Source organism: Halorubrum rutilum, assembly GCF_024494565.1.
Window position 1 is genome coordinate 81274 of sequence record NZ_JANHDN010000001.1, and the last position, 20984, is coordinate 102257.

The 20984-nt window shown below is 70.7% G+C and carries 18 protein-coding genes; 4 read left to right on the forward strand and 14 right to left on the reverse strand.

Annotation, left to right across the window (positions count from 1 at the left end; all coding sequences use genetic code 11):
- Window positions 1-8: 8 nt before the first annotated feature.
- The 7 genes from NO900_RS00410 to NO900_RS00440 all read right to left on the reverse strand — a co-directional run bounded on the left by NO900_RS00410 (window position 9) and on the right by NO900_RS00440 (window position 7283).
- Window positions 9-659, reverse strand: coding sequence for a MinD/ParA family ATP-binding protein (locus tag NO900_RS00410; protein WP_256407241.1), 651 nt, complete (start codon window positions 657-659; stop codon window positions 9-11).
- Window positions 656-1537: a DUF7857 domain-containing protein gene (locus tag NO900_RS00415; RefSeq protein WP_256407242.1), complete on the reverse strand. Its 882-nt coding sequence runs from the start codon at window positions 1535-1537 to the stop codon at window positions 656-658. The genes NO900_RS00410 and NO900_RS00415 overlap by 4 nt, the downstream gene beginning before the upstream one ends.
- Before the next feature lie 79 nt (window positions 1538-1616).
- Window positions 1617-2402 carry a DUF7856 family protein gene (locus tag NO900_RS00420; RefSeq protein WP_256407243.1) on the reverse strand — a complete coding sequence of 262 codons (786 nt, stop codon included), beginning with the start codon at window positions 2400-2402 and terminating at the stop codon, window positions 1617-1619.
- Window positions 2399-2737 carry a DUF7855 family protein gene (locus NO900_RS00425; protein WP_256407244.1) on the reverse strand — a complete coding sequence of 113 codons (339 nt, stop codon included), beginning with the start codon at window positions 2735-2737 and terminating at the stop codon, window positions 2399-2401. Before NO900_RS00425 ends, NO900_RS00420 begins: the two co-directional genes overlap by 4 nt.
- 39 nt (window positions 2738-2776) lie before the next feature.
- On the reverse strand, window positions 2777-3121 hold the full coding sequence (locus NO900_RS00430; RefSeq protein ID WP_256407245.1) for a DUF7854 family protein: 345 nt from the start codon (window positions 3119-3121) through the stop codon (window positions 2777-2779).
- On the reverse strand, window positions 3122-6808 hold the full coding sequence (locus NO900_RS00435; protein ID WP_256407246.1) for an LAGLIDADG family homing endonuclease: 3687 nt from the start codon (window positions 6806-6808) through the stop codon (window positions 3122-3124).
- 112 nt (window positions 6809-6920) lie between these two features.
- Window positions 6921-7283 carry a TRAM domain-containing protein gene (locus NO900_RS00440; protein WP_256407247.1) on the reverse strand — a complete coding sequence of 121 codons (363 nt, stop codon included), beginning with the start codon at window positions 7281-7283 and terminating at the stop codon, window positions 6921-6923.
- 190 nt (window positions 7284-7473) lie between these two features.
- Between NO900_RS00440 and NO900_RS00445 the strand changes: the two genes are divergently transcribed.
- Together NO900_RS00445 and NO900_RS00450 are read left to right on the forward strand one after the other, a co-directional pair.
- Window positions 7474-9816 (forward strand): DEAD/DEAH box helicase, encoded by a 2343-nt coding sequence (locus tag NO900_RS00445; RefSeq protein ID WP_256407248.1) that lies wholly within the window; start codon window positions 7474-7476, stop codon window positions 9814-9816.
- 504 nt (window positions 9817-10320) lie between these two features.
- On the forward strand, window positions 10321-11085 hold the full coding sequence (locus NO900_RS00450) for a topoisomerase DNA-binding C4 zinc finger domain-containing protein (RefSeq protein ID WP_256407249.1): 765 nt from the start codon (window positions 10321-10323) through the stop codon (window positions 11083-11085).
- A gap of 22 nt (window positions 11086-11107) precedes the next feature.
- Here the strand turns inward: NO900_RS00450 and NO900_RS00455 are convergent, their stop codons facing one another.
- The 3 genes from NO900_RS00455 to panB all read right to left on the reverse strand — a co-directional run bounded on the left by NO900_RS00455 (window position 11108) and on the right by panB (window position 15582).
- Window positions 11108-12094 carry a tyrosine--tRNA ligase gene (locus NO900_RS00455; protein WP_256407250.1) on the reverse strand — a complete coding sequence of 329 codons (987 nt, stop codon included), beginning with the start codon at window positions 12092-12094 and terminating at the stop codon, window positions 11108-11110.
- A gap of 94 nt (window positions 12095-12188) precedes the next feature.
- On the reverse strand, window positions 12189-14240 hold the full coding sequence (locus tag NO900_RS00460; RefSeq protein WP_256407251.1) for a DUF460 domain-containing protein: 2052 nt from the start codon (window positions 14238-14240) through the stop codon (window positions 12189-12191).
- A gap of 535 nt (window positions 14241-14775) precedes the next feature.
- Window positions 14776-15582 (reverse strand): 3-methyl-2-oxobutanoate hydroxymethyltransferase, encoded by an 807-nt coding sequence (gene panB, locus NO900_RS00465; protein WP_256407252.1) that lies wholly within the window; start codon window positions 15580-15582, stop codon window positions 14776-14778.
- A 173-nt stretch (window positions 15583-15755) separates the two neighbouring features.
- Here panB and NO900_RS00470 point away from each other — a divergent pair, with 173 nt between their 5' ends.
- Window positions 15756-16085 (forward strand): DUF5822 domain-containing protein, encoded by a 330-nt coding sequence (locus NO900_RS00470; RefSeq protein ID WP_256407253.1) that lies wholly within the window; start codon window positions 15756-15758, stop codon window positions 16083-16085.
- Here NO900_RS00470 and NO900_RS00475 read toward each other — a convergent pair.
- The 4 genes from NO900_RS00475 to NO900_RS00490 form a co-directional block, all read right to left on the reverse strand.
- On the reverse strand, window positions 16082-16732 hold the full coding sequence (locus NO900_RS00475; RefSeq protein ID WP_256407254.1) for an HAD family hydrolase: 651 nt from the start codon (window positions 16730-16732) through the stop codon (window positions 16082-16084). The two genes, NO900_RS00470 and NO900_RS00475, sit on opposite strands and share 4 nt — an antisense overlap.
- Window positions 16729-17937 (reverse strand): acyl-CoA dehydrogenase family protein, encoded by a 1209-nt coding sequence (locus NO900_RS00480; protein ID WP_256407255.1) that lies wholly within the window; start codon window positions 17935-17937, stop codon window positions 16729-16731. The genes NO900_RS00475 and NO900_RS00480 overlap by 4 nt, the downstream gene beginning before the upstream one ends.
- 94 nt (window positions 17938-18031) lie before the next feature.
- Entirely contained in the window at window positions 18032-19039 is a 1008-nt protein-coding gene (locus NO900_RS00485) for an AIR synthase family protein (RefSeq protein ID WP_256407256.1), read from the reverse strand.
- Complete coding sequence (locus NO900_RS00490) at window positions 19036-20337, reverse strand: alanyl-tRNA editing protein (RefSeq protein ID WP_256407257.1); 1302 nt, start codon at window positions 20335-20337, stop codon at window positions 19036-19038. The genes NO900_RS00485 and NO900_RS00490 overlap by 4 nt, the downstream gene beginning before the upstream one ends.
- 85 nt (window positions 20338-20422) lie before the next feature.
- On the opposite strand from NO900_RS00490, the gene NO900_RS00495 reads away from it, so the two are divergent.
- Window positions 20423-20950: a winged helix-turn-helix domain-containing protein gene (locus NO900_RS00495; protein ID WP_256407258.1), complete on the forward strand. Its 528-nt coding sequence runs from the start codon at window positions 20423-20425 to the stop codon at window positions 20948-20950.
- Window positions 20951-20984: the final 34 nt, after the last annotated feature.

A 20984-nucleotide genomic window follows, 5' to 3' on the forward strand; every position in this document is an offset into this window, starting at 1 on the left:
ACGACCCGTCAGCGGGGGACCCGCCCGGCCAGCTCCTCGATCGCCCGCGCGGCGTCGCCGTCGGGCGCGGCGTCGACGACCGGCCGCTCCGCGGCGACGGACCGCCCGACTCGCGGGTCGGCGGGGACCGCCGCCGCCGGCGCTCCCAGCGCGTCGGCGACGGCGTCCGTCGGCGGCTCCTCGGTCACTCGATTGACGGCGCAGCCGACGAGTCCGGCGTCCAGCTCGCGGGCGAGCTCCCGCGTCCGGATCGCGTCGGCCAGCGCGAACGCCCGCGGGGAGACGACCAGCAGACACGCCCTCGCGACCGCGAGCGGGACGCCGGCGTCCGCGCGCCGGCCGGCCGGACAGTCGAGGACGACGGTTCCGTGTTCCCGCTCGATCGCGGCCGTCGCCGCACCCAGCGCCGACAGGTCGGCGGCGCGGGCGCCGGCGAGCGTCCGCCCGCAGGGGACGATGTCGACGGGGCCCGTTCGAACGATTTCCGTCGGGTCGGCGCGCCCGGCGAGCACGTCGTGGAGGTCCGGGCCGCGACCGCCGGGGAGGTCGGCCATGCCGAGGTCCGCGTCGACGACGACCGCGTCGAGCGCGGCGGCGACGTTGTACGCGAGCGTCGTCTTCCCGACGCCGCCCTTGCCGCCGGCGACGGCGAGGATCACGAGAGCCGCTCCAGCGCGTCGACCGGGACGTCGGTCTCCGCCGCGCGCTCCGCCAGCGACGCCGCGCGCTCGCTCACCGACCGGAGCCGCTCCGCGTCGTCGTCGAGCCGGTCGTCGAGCTCGGCGAGCGCGTCGACGCCGCCCGCGTCCCCGACCACCTCCGTCGCCGTCTCGACGTCGGCGCCGGCCAGCCGCTCCGCCCGCTCGATCCGGGACTTGACCGCGGCGAACCAGTCGTCGACCGAATCGGGGTCCGTTCGCGTAAGCGCGCCGTCGTCCCCGACTTCGTCATCGTCCTCGGCGTCGCCCGCAGCACCGTCGTCGCCCTCGGCGTCGTCGTCCCCGGTGCCGTCCGCAGCACCGTCGTCGCCCTCGGCGTCGTCGCTCCCGACCTCGCCGGGACCACCGTCGTGACCGCGTCCGTCTCCGGCCGCCGCGGTGTCCTCCGACCGACCCCCGACCTCGGGATTCGCGTCCACCGCCGCCCGCGGCGGCCGGTGTTCGGCGAGCTCGCGGAGCGCGGCGGCCGGCGTCGAGCCGACGCCCCCGCCGTCGGCGGTGGGACCGGCGACATCCCGCCCGGATCCGTCGGGGTCGCTCGCGTCGACCGGCTCGACGGCGACGATCTCCACCGGCGGATCGACGGGCGGTGCCGGTGTCGCGAAGCCGAACCCGCGACGCTCGTCCGGACCCATCCGCAGGGTCACCCCGCTCGCGTCCCAGCCGTCCGCCGGCACGCCCGCCCGTCGCGGCGGGAGCACCGGCGCGTCGAACTCGCTCTCCACCCGCACGCGTCGCGGGGCGGCGTCGTCGTTGCGAACCCGACAGCGAACCAGCGACGCGTCGCCCGCCCGGTCGACGGTCCACGAGAGCTCCATACGCCGGCTGTCTCGGGATCTCATTTAAACTCCGGCCGGTACCGCCGCCGTTCACGAGTCGGGCGCGGCGGCCGGGGGGTCACCCGGACGAGCGATCGGGACGGGCGACCGCCGCGTCGAGCACCGCTTCCGGCGATCGCTCCCCTCGCTCGGCGAGCCAGCGGGCGGCCTCGACGCCGAGCGTGACCGCCCCGTCGAGGTCCGCGATCCGGACCGCCGCGAGCGACGCGGCGAGCCGCGGCCCGTCGTATTCCGACGGTTCCGAGCCGGCTCGTGACCGGGTACCGCCGGGGACCGCGGCGAGGGCGTCGCGGAACGCCGGATACGCTTCGCCGGCGAGCTCGCGGCGGGCCTCCCGTCGGCGGTTCCGCAGCCGGTCTCCGAGTTCGAGCCGTCGCTCCCGCTCGTCGCGGGCGCGGGCGGCCCGCTCGCGGGCCCGTTCGAGCGCCTGCTCCGCCGCGATCCGTTCGGTCTGCGCGGCCGAGAGCTCCGCCGCGACGGACTCGAGGTCGCCGAGCGCCCCGTCAGTCTCCGCGTCCACGGCTCGCCGCGCCCGGACGTCGCCGCGGAGCGCCGCGACGCGCTCCTTCAGTCGCTCCTCCTCGCCGCTCGCGTCGGCGACCCGCCGACGGGCCGCGGCGAGATCGACCGCGTCGACCTCGATCGCCGCGATCTCGTCGCGGAGCCGACCGAGCTCGCCTCTCGCCGACGACTCGTGCCCCCGAGACCGGGCGGCCGCCGCGAGCTCCCGCCGGAGGCTGGTCCCGGTCGGCACCCGACCGAGGACCGCCTCGGGCGCGGGGAGCGGGCGCTCGCTCGGCTCCGCGGGCTCCCCCGGCGTCGCCGGCTCCCGCCCGCCCGTCACAGCTCTTCGCCCTTCAACCGGTCCGGGTTCGGATGCTCCGTTCCGGCCGCGAACGCGGCGTACGGCGTCGACTTCGCGTCCCGATCCGCGTACGCGCTCGCGGCCTCGCGGACCGAGTCGTCGAGCGCGACGAACTCGTTGAACGGTTCCGTCCGCTCGATCTGGACGTCGCCGCCGTGCGACTCCCGGAGCCGCACGGCGAGGAACGCGGCGTACGCCGTCGCGTCGAGCAGCGCCGCCCGCCCGAACCGCCGAACGACCGGCTCCTCGTGGCGCCGACAGAGGTTTCGGAGGCCGGTGCGCGCCGCCTCCGAGTACGTCACGATCAGCAGCATGGACGCGGCTGATCGGAGGCCGAACTTATCGGTTCCGAACTACTCCGACTCCGTTACTCGTTCGACCTCGAACTCGATGACTGAGCCGTTTTCGTCGTTTGTCGGACTATTTGAACTATCGGACCCCTCCGCGTCGCTCGCGTCGGCCTTCGAGAGCGCGAGCACGCGCTCGCGGGCGGCCGGCGCGGAGGGGGCGACGACGACCCGCCCGTCGACCGGCTCGTCGCCGACCGCGCGGAACACGCCGCCGTCGCCGTCGAACTCCGTGGCGTAGGTGCGGAGCACCGCCGCCACCCGGCGCTCCGTGTCGGCGAGGTCGGCCTCGCCGTTCTCGAACGCGCGCAGGGCGTCCTCGACGTTCCGTATCGCGGAGATCCGGTCCATCTACGTCGTCCGCAGGTGGCCCTGCTTCGGCTCGTACACCTCGCCCCTCGTGCGGAGCTTCTCGATCTCCTGTTCCGCCTTCCCGGGGTCCATCCCGATCTCGCCGGCGCGGTCGAGCACCTCGTCGACGGGCGCGCCCTCCTGGTACTCCTCCTCGATGTCGGCGATGAGCCCCTTGATGTTCTTGATGCGGTCGCGCTGGCTCTTGGACGTGCCCGTCTCGACGACGTCGGCGTCGAACTGCCCCGTCTCGGGGTCGACGCCGATGTCCTTGAGACAGGACTCGACGATGTCGGTGGCGCGGTCGGCGTCCTCGCGCTCGACCGTGTCCGAGAGCCGGAGCCGCGCGCTCGCCTCCGCGAGCCGCACCATCGCCTCCAGCTTCCGAGCGGTGACGGGCACCGGCGCGTCCTCGTCGGCGCCCTTCGAGCGCAGGTCGACGTAGAACTCCTCGATCAGCTCCTTCGCCTCCTCCGTCATCGTCGGGTAACAGGAGCGCTTCGCGTGGGCGATGTACTTCCGGAGCAGCTCCGCGTCGATCTCCGGGGCGACCTCCTGGGTCACCTCCGCCACCTGGTCCGAGGTGAACTCCGAGCTCGCCAGCTCCTCGCGCTGGGTGTTGAGCTCGCCGGCGTAGTTCGTCTTGATGATGTGTTTCGCCAGCCGGGAGTCGTGTTCCGGGTCCGGGCTGTCGGTCACCGTGAAGATGAGGTCGAACCGCGAGATGAGCGCGGGCTCTAAGTCGATCTGCTCGCCGATCGGCTCGTACTGGTCGAACCGGCCGTACTTGGGGTTCGCGGCGCCGAGCAGGGAACACCGCGCCTTCAGCGTCGCGTTGATCCCGGCCTTCGAGACGGAGATCTTCTGCTGTTCGAGGCCCTCGTGCATCGCGGAGCGGTCGCTCGAATCCATTTTATCCAGCTCGTCGACTGCGGCGATTCCCTTGTCCGCGAGCACGAGAGCGCCGGCTTCGAGCGACCACTGCTGGCCGTCACCGAAGTCGTCGCGAACCGCTGCAGCGGTAAGGCCGGCCGCCGAGCTGCCTTTACCGGACGTATAAACCGATCTGGGGGCAATATTCTCGACATACGAGATCATCTGCGAGTTGTGAGATACGACCCCGTTTCCGAGATACGTATGCGTGTCTGCTACCTCGAGGTCGTATACCCACTCGTAGTCCGGTTCGACCGATTCGATGGACTCGATCCGGTCCCAGTGGATGTCGTTCGAACACAGGCGATCGAGTTCAGCGACGTCTGGACCCACCGATAAGGCCTCGTCGAGCCGATCCAAAATCACGCCCTTTGCGGCCGCTGTCTGTCCACCGTCGGGAGCAACACCGTTCCGCTCGTAGTAACTGATCGCGGTCTGAGAGACGTCCATACCGTCCGACAGCGTCTTTTGGGAGATATTCAGTTCTTCCCGCAGTGTCTCGACCGCTTGCCAGTTTCCGTCCAACAGTTCGTCACGCTTCTCTCGAAGCCAGTCCAAGCGAGTCTCGAACGTGTCGACAACCGTTCTCAGGCTCGATCTACTCGGGTTTCTGTCGTCACGTTCATAATGTTGATACGTGGGACGCGGCAATCCGATGTCGAACTGCGACAACGCGAGCGCCTCGCGGATCCGCCGGAGGTCGTCACTCAGTCCGGGAATCACGTCGGTGTTTGTGTTCTCTGGAACGTCGTCGAACGCTTTCGAGGCCGTCACTTTGCGATCGGTAACGAATCCAATCTTGTCGACGTATTTGACGAAATCCCGTCCACTGATCCGCAGTCGATAGCTGTCGTTGTGTCGTTTCCGAAGATGGCTCTGGATCCCGAACGCGAGGAGTAACGTCTGTACTCCGGTCAGCAGTTCTCTGCTCATCGAGGAAACGGTGATCTCACGTTCTTTGGGTGAGACCGTTCCCTCGCTGTCAACGTACGCCTGTAAGAACGCCTTCTTGTTCTCCGGACTCGCCCGTTTGAGACAACCTGGGACGAGTTGATCCTCAGAGTTTTTGAGTATCGCCGGTTCGAGTTCTCTGAGGAATCGGACGAACTCCAACGAAGAGCAGCTAACGATCTCAGCGGTCTCATGGCCCTGTTTATTTCGGCGAGACCACCGAACACCCAACTTCCGGAAGCAGTGTTCCACGTCCGTTAGAATCTCTTCATCGACGTTCGTGATCGCGGTAGCGGCGCTTGACTCCGACATGTGAGTGTGGCCCTCAGCAATGATATAGCCGAGAAGCCGCGCCAGTACGGGGTCGATCTGACTGGGAGGGGTGAAAGAATTTGCATTGTAGGTTTCGACCCGCTGGAACGAAACGTCGAGGGAATCATCCCAATCCGCGTCGATGTTTCCTGGGACGGCAATGAGGTCTCCTTCCGCCAATTGATCCGCTCGCTGGGGTGACAACCCTCTGTCCAACTGCCTGAAAAGGGGGTGCGACGGCGTCACTTCTACCTCTCGTCCCGAGGCCATTGTAATCTGGCACATCCGGTCTGGAGCTTCTCGTTTCCAGACTTTTGTCGCGGTCCCGGTCTCGATTTCTCCCGCTTCTGTTACGGTTTGAAGATCAATGTCAATTGATTCGTACACTCCATCATCAACTTCCATCGGATCTTCGAGGTTCGATTCTACTATCTCTCCGATAGCCCGTTCTGTTCCGTCAGCTAGTGTCACCTTAGTATCATATTTTTGACACTTACCAGTACCCGGATCTCCGATAAGGAGCATATGCAGGTCCCCCCGAATCCGCGACCCGTCGGGGAGGTGTTTGGTGACGCCGGAGAACAACTGGAGGATCATCGCGAGCTTCTCTTCCTCGTAGCCGTAGATGGCGGGCGCGATGGAGCCGACCATCGCCTCGTAGATGTCGTCGCGGTTGGAGAGCTCGATGATCTCGCGTTTGTCCGCTTCGGTGATGTCCATGTCCTCGAACTCCTCGTCCTCGATGGCGATGGAGACGCCGTCCATGTAGAGGTCGAAGATGGCGGACTTCTCGTTGCCCTGTTCGACCTGTTCGATGTGGAGGACGCCGACGCAGGTGACGTGGTCGCCGGGGCTCACCTTCCCGGTGATGTCGTCGACGATGTCGACGTCGAGCGACTGGGGCGTCTCACCGCCCCGGAGCCCCTCGGGTGACTCTTGGATGCGGAGCTTCTGGGAGTCGATGAACTCCGACTGGTCGAAGTTGACGCGGAAGGGGCCCTGTCGCTCGCAGCCCTGACACTCGTGGGGCTCCTGGAAGCCGCCGTCGCTCTGCGGGATGTACGTCATCGTGCCGCAGCGCTGGCACTCGAAGGCGGCCTCGGTCACCTTCGGGCGCACGTCGGTCGCCTTGCGGACGATCCCCTTCACGGAGACGAGCTTGCCGATGTGGTCGTCGTGGACGCGGATGCCGCGGATGTCGATGCTCTCGGGGAGGTTCTCGATCCGGACGTGCGCGCGGCCGAGGCTGACGTCGGCGGGGAGGTCGTAGAGCCGCAGCGCCTCCTCGGCGTACTCGCGCATCTGGTCCGGCTTCGTGCGGAAGTCCTCGGCGAGGTCGCGGTCGAACTGGAACAGATCGTCGTAGTCGACGTACAGGGAGCGCTGTTCGTTGGGGTACTTCTGTGCGAGGGTGCCGATCTCCTCGCGGTAGTAGTTGCGGTAGAACTGAATGAACCGCTCCGTGAGGTCCTGATTCCCGGCCTGAGCCATTACGAAACCCCTTCGTCGGCATCACGTATGAACCTCATGCTCGGGGCGGAGGTGGATCTCGGCACTCTTGTCAGACCGGAAATCCGGTTCCGTTCGGTCCGGACCGGCCCCGCTACGCCTTCGTCACGAACGTCGCGTCGGCGGAGGTACGGCCGTCGTTGAACGAGAGCACCTTCGCGCGGATCACGTCGCCTTTCCCCACGTCGCCGGGAATGTCCTCGGTGAAGAGGACGAACCCCTCGACCTTACCGACGGCGACCTCCTCGCCGGAGTGGTGGTCGGTGAGCTCGGTGACGCCGAACTCGTACGTCTCGCCGATCTCGACCGGCGGGTCGCGCTCCTGGGCCGCGTCGTGGGCACGCTTCGACTCCTTCGCCTCCCCGGACGGACCGCGCAGGCGACTGACGAGTGTTAACAGGACGAGCAGGGCGATCACGGCCACGGCCCCCAAGACGATAGGATCTGACGGTATCATACCGGTCGGTCGATCCCCGGTCACCTAAACGCTCGGGGTCGGCGGCGCGGTTCGGGCCCGCCGGACGCCAGATTCCGCCCCGACCGCTTTCGCCGCCCACATGAGAAACGCCTTTGGGCTGGAGCCCCCGGTTCGACGTGATGCGAACGACTCTCGGTCGCCGTCCGGTCGCCCGCGGGCGTGGTGCGGCGTGAAGGTCGCGGACGCGGTGCCGGAGTTCGCCGACGCCTTCGGGTTCGAGGAGTTCAACCGGATGCAACGCGAGGCGCTGCCGGGGATCTTGGAGACCGACCACAACGTGGTCGCGTCGGCGCCGACGGCGTCCGGCAAGACCGCGCTCGCCGAGCTCGCGATCTGCAGGACGCTCTCGGCGGGCGGCACCGCCCTCTTCGTCGCCCCGCTCCGCGCGCTCACCAACGAGAAGGAGAGCGAGTGGGAGCGGTTCGAGGAGTTGGGGTACTCGGTGTACGTCGTCTCCGGCGAGCGCGACCTCAACCCCCGCCGCGCCGAGCGCGCGGACGTGCTCGTGACCACCCCCGAGAAGGCCGACAGCGCGACCCGCAAACACGACTCCGCGCGCTACTCCTTCATCACCGACGTCGACTGCGTCGTCATCGACGAGGTCCACCTGCTCGACTCCGAGAAGCGCGGCGCGGTGCTCGAAGTCACCGTCTCGCGGCTCCGCCGCCTGCAGGACCCGCGCGTGGTCGCGCTCTCGGCGACGATGCCGAACGTCGCGGACGTCGCCGAGTGGCTCAACGCGCCCGCGGAGACGACGTACGCCTTCGGCGACGAGTACCGCCCGGTCGACCTGGAGACGGGCGTGAAGACGTACTCGCACGGCTCGAACGCCTTCGCCGACAAGTACCGGCGGCTCTACCGCGCGCTCGACCTAGCCGAGCCGCACGTGCGCGAGGACGGGCAGGCCTTGGTGTTCGTCTCCTCGCGACAGGACACGGTGCAGGCGGCCAAGAAGGCGCGCGACGAGATCACCGACCGCGACATCCCGATCGACTCCCGCGACGACTACGACTTCCACAACGAGGCGAAAGAGCTGACCAACGACGCGCTCCGCCAGTCGGTCACCGACGGCGTCGGCTTCCACCACGCCGGCCTCGGGAAGGACGACCGGGACCGCGTCGAGGAGTGGTTCAAGCAGGGGAAGATCAAGTTCCTCTTCTCGACCTCCACGCTCGCGTGGGGGGTGAACCTCCCGGCCCGGTGCGTCGTCATCCGCGACACGAAGTACCACGACCCGCTGGAGGGCGAGACCGACATCTCGCCGCTGGACGTGCTCCAGATGCTCGGTCGCGCCGGCCGCCCGGAGTACGACGACGTGGGGTACGGCTGGGTGGTCTGCGACCGCGCGGACGCCGACAAGTACCGGAAACTGCTTCGCGAGGGCAAAGAGATCGAGTCGCGGCTCGCCGCCGACCTCGAATCGCACCTCAACGCCGAGATCGCGATGGGGACGATCCGCGGGCTGGAGGACGTGATGGCGTGGTTGGAGACCACCTTCTACTACGTCCGCGCGGCGTCGAAGCCCGACGAGTACGACTTCGCCACCCTCCGCGACCGCGTTCGCGACACCCTCGACTCGCTCGTCGACGACGGCTTCGTCGCGGCCGACGACGACCTCGCGATCGAGCCGACGGCGCTGGGCCGACTCGCCTCGAAGTACTACCTGCGGCTGGACACGGCCCGCCGGTTCCGGCGGCTCGCGGACCGGGAGACGCTGACGGTCGACCGGATCTTGGAGGCCGTCGCGTCGGCCGGCGAGTTCGACTCGGTGTCGGCGCGGTCGGCCGAGTCGGACGCGATCGACCGGATCCTCGACGGCCGCGACACCGACCTGGAGGACGGCCACCGCAAGGTGTTCGCCATCCTGCTGGCCGGGATGGCCGACTCGATCCCCTCGGACCTGCGCTCGGACGCGTGGGTGATCCGGCAGAACGCGCTCCGCCTGATCGCGGCGCTCGCGGAGTTCCTCGACCGCTTCGCCGGCCCCCGCGCCGCCAACCTCGCGTGCCGCGTCGAGGCGCGCGTCGAGCACGGCGTCTCGCGAGAGGCGGTCGCGCTCACCGCGATCGACGGCGTCGGTTCCGGGCGCGCCGAGCGGCTCGCGGACGCCGGCCTCACCTCGCCCGCCGCCGTCGTCGACGCCGGCGCGAGCGTGCTGGAGGACGCCGGCATGAGCGACTCCGTCGCCGAGCGGATCGTCGACGCCGCGCGCGACTGCCCCCGGATCGACGTCGACTGGGGCGACTTCCCCGACGCGATCGCGGTCGGCGAGAACGAGCTGTGCGAGGTCGCGGTCTCGACCGTCTCCGGGAGCGCGCGCACGGGGATCCGAGTCACCGTCAACGACGTGGAGATGACGGCGACGACGACGTACCTCGACGGCGAGACGGCGGTCCCGGTCGGCGTCTTCGGTCCCCCCGACGCCGACGAGCTGGAGTTCGTCGTCGAGGTCGTCTTCCCCGACTTGCCGCTGATGCCGGTCAGGGCGACGCGGACGGTTCGCGTGGAGTAGGGGCGTCGGTTTCGGAAAATAGAGAAGCGGTGGCGCGCGCCTCCGAGTGGCCGGCAGGCCACGAGGAGCGCCGCGCGAGGGACGCGGTGAGCGCTCGGAGAGCGCGAACCGCGAGGTTGGGGAGGCCTGAAGCGCGGTGGCTGTGTGGTGCAGGGTGGGATTCAAAAGGGCAGCCGGGAGGCGGGCGCAGGTGATGTAAGCACCGCAGGAACGAGCGGAGCGAGTGACGAGGAGCGCAGCGAGCGTGCGCTCGCCTCCCGGCTGGGGCTTTTGAGGTGTTCACCGCAGGGGTTCCGATCACGTACGACCGAGCGGCTGGGGCTTTGGCGGTGTTCATAGTCGATCCGCTGTCGGTCACCCGGAAGCGGTCGACCGGAGCTCCGGCCCCATTCACCGCGCTAGCAACGAGAGATACCCCATATCGATCACTCGCGACACCCGCTCTATATCCCTCATAAATCCCCGCAACGACCGCTTTTCACCCATACCGCGGCCACCCGTCGTATGCCAGAACGACTCCGCGTGTTCGCCGGCGACTGCCGAGTGACCGAGCGCGGCGACCGCTCCCGGACGCACCGGGGGCGCGTCGTCGTCCTGATCAAGCCCGACGACACCACCCTCGTCCACGACGCCGACGGCTACCAGCCGGTCGCGTGGCTCACCCGGCCCGACTCGGTCGTCGTCGAGCGCGACGGCGACGGCTTCTCCGTCACCGCCCGCGACGGCACCCGGCGGCTGCGGGTCGTCGCCGAGGAGGCGACCGCCGCCCGCGCGCTGCCGGTCACGGAGGCCGGGATCCCGGTCGGTACCTGCCCCGAAGACGGCGGGCCGCTCGTGCGGTCGCGCGGCGACGTGGTCTGTCTCGACTGCGAGGAGCGGTGGGGGCTCCCGGCCGGCGCGAGCGTCACCGACGGGGTCTGTGACGACTGCGGCCTGCCGAAGATCCGGGTCGAGCGCGGCGAGCCGTTCCACCTCTGTCTCGATCCCGCCTGCGACCCGATGGAAGAGGCCGTCAGCGACCGGTTCGACCGCGTCTGGGACTGCCCCGACTGCGGCGGCGAACTGCTCGTGAAGTCGGCGCCAGGCCGCGTCTACCTCGGCTGCGAGAACCACCCCGACTGCGAGACGACGTTCTCGATCCCCTCCGGCGTCGTCGTCGACGAGTGCGACTGCGGGCTCGCGGTATTCGAGACGGCGACCGGTCGCGACTGCCTCGACGGGACCTGCGAGCGCGGGGGACGCGCGGCGGGCGAGACGGCGGGGGAGTGATCCGAAACGCGGTCGAAGCCGCCTACTCCGCCAGCTGCTCGCGTCCCGGCGCGATGAGCCGGTCGAGGTACTCCGCGAGCGCGCCCTTCGCGTCGGCGGGGTGGAGCTCGCCGGACTCCAGGTCGGCCTCGAGGGCGTCGTACCCGTCGTACTCCAGGTCGCCGCCGTACTCCGCCGGCCGCTCGACGCGGACGGTCTCGAACCGCGGGAAGACGTGGTACTCGAACACCTGGAGGACGGGGTTCTCGCGCTCGACGCCGTCGTCGGTCGGCTCGGGGTCGGCGGTCGGCGGGCAGTACGCGTCGTTCACCTTCGACTCGATGTCGTCGCGGGAGTCCTCCATCGAGATCGTGACGCCCGCGCTGGAGGACATCTTCCCGCGGCCGGTGCCCAGGTCGGCGATGAGCGGGGTGTGGAGGCTCGTCGGCGGCTCGCGGTCGATGCTCGGGAGCACGTCGCGCGCGAGCATGTGGACTTTCCGCTGCTCCATCCCGCCGACCGCGAGGTCGACGCCGAGGTACGGGATATCGAGCGCCTGCATCAGCGGGTACACCGCCTGCGACACCTTCACCGAGTCGCCGGAGGTGATCTCGGCCATCGCGCGCTCGGCCCGCGCGAGCGTCGTCTCCAGTTCGAGGGCGTGGAGGTCGAGGGTGTAGTCGTCGTCGAGCTGGAAGTCCGAGCCGAGCACGAACTGCGTGTTCGACTCGTCGAGCCCGTACGCGATGAACTGGTCGCGCATGCGCTCGGCGGTGTGGCGGATCTCCTCGAACGACCCCTTGTCGTTGAGGTAGGCGTGCACGTCGGCGAGCAGCACCGTCACCTCGAACCCGGCCTCTTGGAGGTCGATGAGCTTGTTCGCGGTGAGCATGTGCCCGATGTGGAGGACCCCCGAGGGCTCGTAGCCGACGTACGCCCGCTTCCCGTCGGGGTCGTCGGCCAGCGCCTCGATCTCCTCTTCGGTGACCACCTCGGCCGCGTTCCGGGTGATCCGCTCGTAAGCGTCCATACTCCCGATTGTGCGGTTGTCGGACATATGACTTCTGGAAGCGTGCGGGCGGGTGGCGAGGGCGATTCCGCCCGGCTGGGTCGCCAGCCGACCGCTATTCCTCGGTCTCGGGCAGCGTCCGCCCCGCCCGGTGCTCCGAGATGATCCGGTCGAGGTGCTCCTGCTTCTCCGCCTTCCGCCGCCGCTCCGCCCGCGTCTCCCAGTCGTCGATCGCGGCCTCCAGCTCCGCCTCGCCCGCGACCGCCAGCTCGTCGACCTCGCGGACGGGGACCGCGTCGGCCGGGACGACCGGCACGTCGTGGTCGAAGAGGACCCGGTCGGCGACGTCCGAGAGGTTCCCGTCGCGGATCACCGCCCGCGGATCGGTCTCGGCCAGCCGCTCGGCGGTCCGGCGGCCGGCCCCGGAGGCGTCCCGGAGGTAGACCACGTCGCCGGCGACGAGCCCGTACGCCTCGTCGGCGGCCGCTAACGCGTCGAGCGTGAACTGCTCGACCGCCTTCACGCTGACGAGCCCCCGGTCCGCGGCCACGTCGTCGAAGTTGGAGTGGTCGAGCCGCCACAGCTCCTTCAGCGTCTCCACCTTGGTCTCCAGCTCCGCGACGGTCTCGCGCGCCTCGTCGCGCTCGCGCTCCAGCCGGTCGGTCTCGCGTTCGAGCCGGGAGACGGCGCGGCGGGAGCGCGCCTCGATGCGCTCCTCGCGCTTCGCCTCCTCCAGCTCCCCCTCCAGCTCTTCGATCCGCTCGTCGCGCTCGGCGAGGTCCGCTTCCAGCGACTCCGCGTGCGACTCCAGCCGCTCGACCCGCTCGCGGAGCCGGCGGATCGTCTCCTCCTCCTCTGTGCGCTCGGGCTCGGTGGGGTCCGTCTCGTCCGCGTCGGCGTCGCCGCTTCCGTCGCTGCTCCCGTCGTCCTCGCTGAGGTCGGCGATGACCGACTCCACCGAGGCGTCGCCGGCGACGACACCCGCGATCACCGCCCCGCGGTCGAGCCGAGGCGGGGTCTTCGCCGCGACCCGCTCGAACTGGTCCTCGTGGTCGTCGTAGGCGTACAGCGCCGCCGCCAGCGCGTCGCGCTCGTGGTCGTTGTCGTAGCTCGCCTCGCGGGTCCGGTGGAGCTTCTCGTCGACGGGGAGGTCCGTGGTCGGTCGCCACCCGGCGGCGTCGAACGACCGCCGGAACTTCTCGACGGTCTCCGGCATCGGCTCCACGTCGGCGGCGACGATGATCGGGCGGCCCTGCTCGATGATCCACTCGGTCACGTCGGCGGTGTCGGCGGTCCGCGAGGAGTACAGGGCGTGAACGGTGCCGTCGAGTCCGACGACGGCCGCCGCGGTGGTCGTCCCCGGATCGATCCCGACGATCACCCGGTCGCGGCGCTGCACGAGCGGCTCGTACTCGATCCCGTCGCGGCGCTCGCGCTCGACCTCGACGCGGACGTCGCCGGCCCGCGAGTTCGACACCGGAATCTCCTCGGGGCGCGCCTCGACCGTGAACGTCGCGTTCGCGTAGCCGCCGTACTTCTCGGTCACGTCGCGTTCGAAGTCGAGGTTCGCCGCCTTCAGCTCCGACTGGACCTGCCGGGTCCGCTTCCGGACGTTACCGTGGATCCGTCGCGTGTAGCGGTCCTGGCTCCAGCCGCCCTTCCCGGTCGAGCGGCCGCGCGACACCTTCACCGTCGTCTCGTCGGTGAACGCGGTCACCTCGTGGCCGACGTTGGCCGCGGCCAGCCGGGCCGACGCCTCCGCCTCCTTCATCGGCTTCTTGCCGTACGGGATCCCGTGGCGGGAGGCGACCCGCGAGAGCGGCTCCGGGCGCTCCGCGCCGGTCACCTGCACGAGCCGGGTGCCGTCGGGCAGCGACCGGAGGAACCCCACGAGTTCGCCCTTGTCCGCCGCCAGCTCGTAGGCGTTGTCGGTGGCGACGTAGAGGGGTTCGCGGTCGTCGATCAGCCGGCAGAGCTTCCGGAACGACACCACGTCGCGGGTCACCCGCGCCATCGGTCCGTCGGCGTCGGGCGCGTCCGGGTCGTCCTCGTCGACAGGGTCCAGGATGACGAGGGCGTAGGAGGGGTCGTCGCCGCGGACGTCGCCGCTGTGCACGTCGACGCCGAACACCGGCCGGTCGCGGGCGCGGATGGTCCGGGCTGTCACGGGTTCACGTATGCCGTTCGCGCCTATATACCCCACGCCGGGTGCGGCGGTTTCGCCGCGGGATCAGGCTCCGTAGTTCTGGGGGGCTCTGACTTTCGACCAATAGGGAGAGCGGGTGAAGCAGATCGACAGTGACGATACGGTATTTAAATAACCGCGAGTGGCAGCAGCAGTTATTTATAAACGAGCGGCGCGGTGGCGCGTGCCTCCGAACGCCCGTAGGGCGTGAGGAGCACGCGCGAGGGACGCGGTGAGCGCTCGAAGAGCGCGAACCGCGAGGCTGGGGAGGTGTGAGGTGCTGTGCGGAGCGGTGCGGGGCGGGACTCAAAGGGGCAGCCGGGAGGGCGCAGCAGGCGACGCAAGCACCGCAAGGAGCGAGTGAAACGAGCGACTAAGGAGCGCAGCGAGCGTGCGGCGCCCTCCCGGCTGGGGCTTCGGAGGAGTTCACCGCGGAGTCCCCGATTACGTACTACCGGGCGGCTGGGGCTTTGGATGTCTGCTCCACAGCGCCGGCACTCACGTATAAATATCCGACTCAGTACAGATCTTCAAGCCCCTCCTCCACGTGCGAGTGCTCGTCGGCCGGGAACTCGTCGCTCTCGACGGCCTCCCGGTACGCCTCAACGGCGTCGAACATCTCGCTCCGCACGTCGCCGAACCGCCGGGAGAACGGGGGCGACCATTCGCCGAGCCCCACCACGTCGTTGATCACGAGCACCTGCCCGTCGCAGTCGGGGCCCGCGCCGATGCCGATCGTCGGGATCTCCAGCGCCTCCGTGACGGCGCCAGCGAGGTTCGCCGGGACGTGCTCCAAGACGAGCGCGAACGCGCCGGCGTCGGCGTGCGCGCCCGCGAGATCGATTATCTCCTCGGCGGCGTCTCGGTCGGTCCCCTGTCTGGTGTACCCGCCCAGCCGGTTGACGTGCTGGGGGGTCAAGCCGAGGTGCGCCATCACGGGGATCCCCACGTCGGTCATCCGTCGCGTCATCTCGACGGTGTGGGGGCCGCTCTCGATCTTCACCGCGTCGGCGCTCGCCTCCTTCAGCAGTCGGCCGGCGTTGCGGACGGACTCCGCCGGCTCGACGCCGAACGAGAGGAACGGCATGTCGGCGACGACGAGGGCGTCCTCGGCCGCGCGGGCGACCGCCGCGGTCCGGCTCGCGACCTCGTCGAGCGTGACGGGGAGCGTGGAGTCGTAGCCCAAGGCGGTGTTCCCCATGCTGTCGCCCACGAGGATCACGTCGATCCCGGCCTCGTCGACGACCGCCGCGGTGGGGGCGTCGTACGCGGTCAGCATCGTGATCGGCGCCTCGCGGTCCCGGAGTCCCCGCGTCGTGGTCATACCGGAACACGCCCCCGCGACCGGTTAAAATCGCCGGGATTCGGCGGCCGGCCCCGCTCTCCCCTCGCCCCCTCCCCGCCCCACCCCGATTCGCGTCCCGCCCCTGTTCCGTCCCGCTTCGCGCCCGCCGCGCGACCGCCACCGATTTGCCCCTCGGCGCCCGAGGAGAGGGCGTGCAACCTGTCGAGCGGGCCGAGTTCGAGGGGATCGACTACGGCTGGGTGATGCAGACGACGTTCGTGCTCACCATCGTCGTCGGCGCCCCGGTCGTCGCGGTCCTCTCCGCGTTCGTCACGCTCGACTCGTGGGGGGCCCGCGCCGCGTTCGCGGTCCGCGTCGGCGCGCCGATCTGGTTCATCACCGCCGTCGGCGTCGCGCTCTACGCGCGCCGCACCGACGCCGGGGACGGCGGGGTGGAGACGGACGATGACGGCGCCGAGGCCAGCGAAGGCGACGACGCCGAACCAGCCGAGAGCGACCGCGCGACCGACGCCGAGAGCTAGACCAAGTCCGCCGCCCACGCGAACGCGACCCCGGCGCGTTCCGCCGCCTCCGCGTCGCGCCGCGAGTCGCCGACGAAGAGGGCGTCCTCGGGCGCCGCGCCGAGCCTGTCGACCGCAGCGAGCAGCGACTCCGGGTCCGGCTTGTGCGACCCGACGGTGTCGCGGCCGACGATCGCGTCCGGATCGAGCGCGTCGCCGAGCCCGTGAGTCTCCACGGCGATCCGGCACGCCTCCTCGCAGTTGAGCGAGCAGACGCCGGCCGGCGGCGTGCCAGGCCGATCGCCGGCCCCCTCGGCCAGTCGCTCGCCGAGCGCGAGCAGCGTCGAGTCGCGCGCGCCGGCCCGCTCGTGGAGCGCGATCGCCTCCTCGACCGGCTCGCCGATCCCGTACTCGCCGGCCGCCTCCATGAGGTCCCACAGCTCGTCGGTCGGCGGCTTGACGGCGTGCTCGGCGTACACGTCGAGGACCGACGCCGCGACCGCGTCCCAGTCGACCGCGAGGTCGACGAGGGTCCCGTCGAGGTCGTAGACGACCGCGTCGTAGCCCGCGAGGCCGCCGGAGACCCCCTCCGCGACGGCGCCGTCGGCGGTCGGGGCGGCGCCGTCGGCGGTCGGAGCGGCGCCGTCCGCCCCGGGCTCGCTCGTCATTCGCCCACCACCCCCCGCGCGATGATCGTCTTCTGGATCTCCGTGGTCCCCTCGTAGATCTCCGTGATCTTCGCGTCGCGGTAGAGGCGCTCGACGTCGAAGTCGGTCGTGTAGCCGTAGCCGCCGTGGATCTGGACGGCCTCGTTGGTCACCGACATCGCCGCCTCGCTGGCGCGGTACTTCGCCTTCGAGGCCGCGACGCGGTTGTCCTCGCCCGCCTCGGCCTGCCGGCACGCCTCGCGGACGAGCAGGCGGGCCGCGGAGACGTCCGTCGCCATCTCCGCGAGCTTGTGCCGGATCGTCTGAATCTCGGCGATCGGCTCGCCGAACTGCTCGCGCTCGGCGGCGTACGACTTCGCCTCGTCGAGCGCGGCCTGCGCGACCCCGACCGCCTGCGCCGCGATCCCGATCCGGCCGCCGGTCAGGCTCCGGAACGCGGCCGAGAGCCCCTCTCCCTCCTCGGTGAGCCGGTTCTCCGCGGGGATCCGACAGCCGTCGAGGCTGATCCCGGTCGTGTCCGAGGCGCGGAGCCCGAGCTTCTCCTCCTTCTTCCCGACCTCGAACCCCTCGGCGTCGGCCGGGACGAGGAACTGGGTGATCGACCCGCGGCCGTCGCCGTCGTCCGCCGCCGGGTCGCTCTCGGCCGCCTCCTCCGCGTCGGGGCGGACGGCCTTCGCGAAGACGACGGCGACGCCGCCCCGTTCCCCGTTCGTGATCCACTGCTTCTCGCCGTTCAGGACGTACTCGTCGGCCTCGGCGTCGTACTCCGCGGTCGTCGACATCTCCGCCGGGTTCGACCCGGCGTGCGGCTCGGAGAGACAGAACATCCCGACCGGGCGCCCCGCCGCCGCCATCTCCGGGAGCCAGCGCTCCCGCTGGGCCTCGTTCCCGAACTCCGCGATGCAGGAGGTCGCGAGACAGTGGACGGAGAGCGCGGTCGCGACCGCGAGGTGGCCGTACGCCAGCTCCTCGTTGACGACCGCGTAGGTCGTCTCGTCGGCGTCGAAGCCGCCGTGCGCCTCGGGCGTCGTCAGCCCGGTCAGCCCGAGCTCCGCGAGCCCGTCCCAGGCGTCCTCCGGGAACGTCTCCGTCTCGTCGGCCTCGCCGGCCCCGGGCCGGAGCTCCTCGACCGCGAACTCCCGGACGAGCTCCCGGATCGCCTCCTGCTCGTCGGTGAGCGACGAGCCGACGCGTGCGCCAGTCATGGCTCGGAGTTCGAGCGCGCGCGGAAAAAAGGTGAGCGATCGGGGTGGGGAGGCGAGACCGCGGTGAGTCCCGGCGCGGGCCGCGACCCACGCGTCAGTCCCAGAGCGGGTAGAGCTCGTCGCGCGGCGGCTCCTCGATCCGGTCGCCGTCGAGGAGGACGGTGCCCGCCTCGGGGGTCTCGCCGTCCTCGCCGTCCCCGCCGCCCGGCGCCCGCACCTCGCCGATCTCGCCGACGCCGATCCCGGCGGCGTCAAGCGCGTCGGTCGCCTCGCCGACGCGCTCCGGGGGCACCGCCGCCAGCAGCGCGCCGGAGCCGAACGTCGCCAGCGGGTCGACGCCGACCGCCGCGCAGCAGGCCTCCGTTTCGGGCCGGACCGGGACCCGGTCGCGCTCGACCGCGAGGACCGCCCCGCTCGCGCTCGCGGTCTCGACGAGCGCGGTCAGTAGGCCCCCCTCGGTCGGGTCGTGCATGGCGCTCGCGGCGTCGCGGACCGCGGCCGCGTCGGGGACGACGCTCACCTCGTCGAGGAACGCGGCGGCGGAGTCGAGCGTCGCGGCCGGCACGCCCGCATCGGCGCACCGCTCGCGGAAGTCCGTCGCGAGGATCGCGGTCGCCTCGATCCCGGCGCCCTTCGTGAGGAGGATCCGGTCGCCCGGCTCGGCGTCCCCGCTCGACACGAACCGTTCCGTGGTCCCGAGCGCGGTCATCGAGCAGAGCGGGCGCTCCAGCGACGGCAGCACCTCGGTGTGGCCGCCGACGACCGCGACCCCGAGCCCCGCCGCCGTCGCGTCCACCTGCTCCGCGACGGTCCGGAGGCGGTCCGGGTCGCCGTCGGGCAGGAAGAGCGTGTGCGTGAGCCAGCGCGGGTCCGCGCCGCTCGCGGCCACGTCGTTGCAGGCGACGTGGACCGCCAGCTCGCCCACGGCGTCGGCCGCCAGCGACAGCGGGTCCGCGGCGACGACGAGCGTCGGCTCCGCGCCGGTCAGGTCGATCGCGGCCGCGTCCTCGCCGTAGGCGGGCCCCGCCTCGACCGCGGCGTCGTCGGCCCCGGTCGCCGCGAGCACCTCGGCGAGCGCCTCGGGTCCGAGCTTGCCGGTCATCGGTCGCGCAACCAGGCGGCGACCGCCTCCGGGTCGGCGTCGAGCCCGCCCCCCTGCGCGAACGTCGGTCCGCCGCCCCCGCCGCCGCCGAACTCGTCGGTGACCGCGTCCACGACCGCGCCGGCATCGGGGCCCCCGCCGCCCGGGCCGTCCCCGCCGGCGGCCCCCTCCGCGACCGCCGCGACCACGAACGGCGCGCTGCCGGTGCCGACCGCCGCGACCGCGTCGGGGGCGTCGCCGTCGGTCACGTCCCCGTCGCCCGCGAGGAGCGCCTCCGCCGGCTCGCGCAGGTCGTTCGGGTCGGCGTCGTCGACCGTGCCGACGGCCCACGTCGCCCCGTCGACCTCGACCGTCGGGAACTCGGCGAGCCGGGCGGTCAGCAGGTCGGCGCGGGCCGCCCTGAGCTCGCCCTCCAGCCGGTCGACCTCGTCGCGGAGACGGTCGACGGCGTCGGGGAGGTCGCCGACCCGCGCGTCGAGGCTCGTCGCGGCGTCGAGCGCGGCCGCGTGGACCGCGGCGTCGTGGTCGATCGCGGTCGGCCCGACCGCGAACTCGACGCGGGTCACCCCCTCGCCGGGGTTCGACCGGTCGAGCACCGATATCGGCCCGATCTCGCGCGTGTTCCGGACGTGCGTGCCGCCGCAGGCGGCGACGTCCCACGCCGACGCGGCGTCGGACTCCCGGTCAGCGTCGGCCTCGTCGCGCCCGCCGACCGTCACGACGCGGACCGCCTCGCCCCCGCTCATCGCGCCCTCCTCGGTCTTCGTGTTGAACGCGATCCCCGGCACCGCGCGGGCCTCCGCCTCCGGGAGCGTCTCCCACGAGACGGGCAGCGAGTCCCACACGGCGCGGTTGGCGAGCCGCTCCAACTCGACGAGGTCCGCGTCGTCGAGGGGCTCGGCCGTCGTCAGGTCGACCCGGACCTTCTCCGCCGAGATGTCGAAGCCGGCGTAGCCCAGCTCCTCGCAGGTCCGGCGCGCGGCGCCGTACAGCACGTGCGAGGCGGTGTGCGCCCGGGCGCAGTACGTCCGGAACGCGTCGTCGACGACCGCCGAGACCGTCTCGCCGACCGCGACGGACTCCGGGGGCGCCTCGCTCAGCACGTGGACGACCCGGCCGTCGCGCTCGGTCACGTCGTCGAGGAGGACGCCGTCTATCGTTCCCCGGTCCGCCGGCTGGCCGCCCGACTCGGCGTAGAAGAACGTCTCGCTCAGGACGACCTCGCGGCCGTCGACCGACTCCACCGTCGCCTCGAACGCCCTGACCTCGGGCTCCGCCGGCGCGCGTGACGCAGTCATTGCCGGCCCGTGGTGGCGGTCGGGTAAATAGGTGTCCGCCCGTCCAAATACTGATTACCGTGACGCCTCCATCCTCACGGAACGCATGCCCGAGAAACCGATCGCCGACTGGAACCTCTCCGAGCGGGACGCGATCATCCTACAGGAGCTCGCGCGGGACCCCCAGCTCACCTCCCGCGGGCTCCGCGACCTCCTCGCCGAGGAGCACGACATCGACGTCTCCCACGTCACGGTCAACGAGTCGATCCGCCGAATGCGCGACGACGGCGTGTTCCGCGAGGCGCTGGTCCCCAACGAGGAGCACCTCTTCTTCTCGCTGTTCGAGTTCCAGTTCAACCCCGAGGGGTTCGACGAGCACTGGCGTGACGCGCTCGAACACGTCCGGTCGAGCCGCCACACGTTCATGTACTTCCTCTCGGACGGCGACTACCAGTGGAAGACGATCATGATGTTCGAGGACCGGGAGCAGGAGTCGAAGTGGATCCACGAGTTCTACAAGGAGTACGGCGAGCTCGTCAACAACCTCCGCAACTCCGTCGTGACGAACGTCCTCAAGTTCGGGACCGACCCAGAGCTGTTCGAGGTGTTCCAAGCGGACGGCGACGACGAGTGACGTCGGGGGAACAGGGGGCGACCGCCGCCCTCGA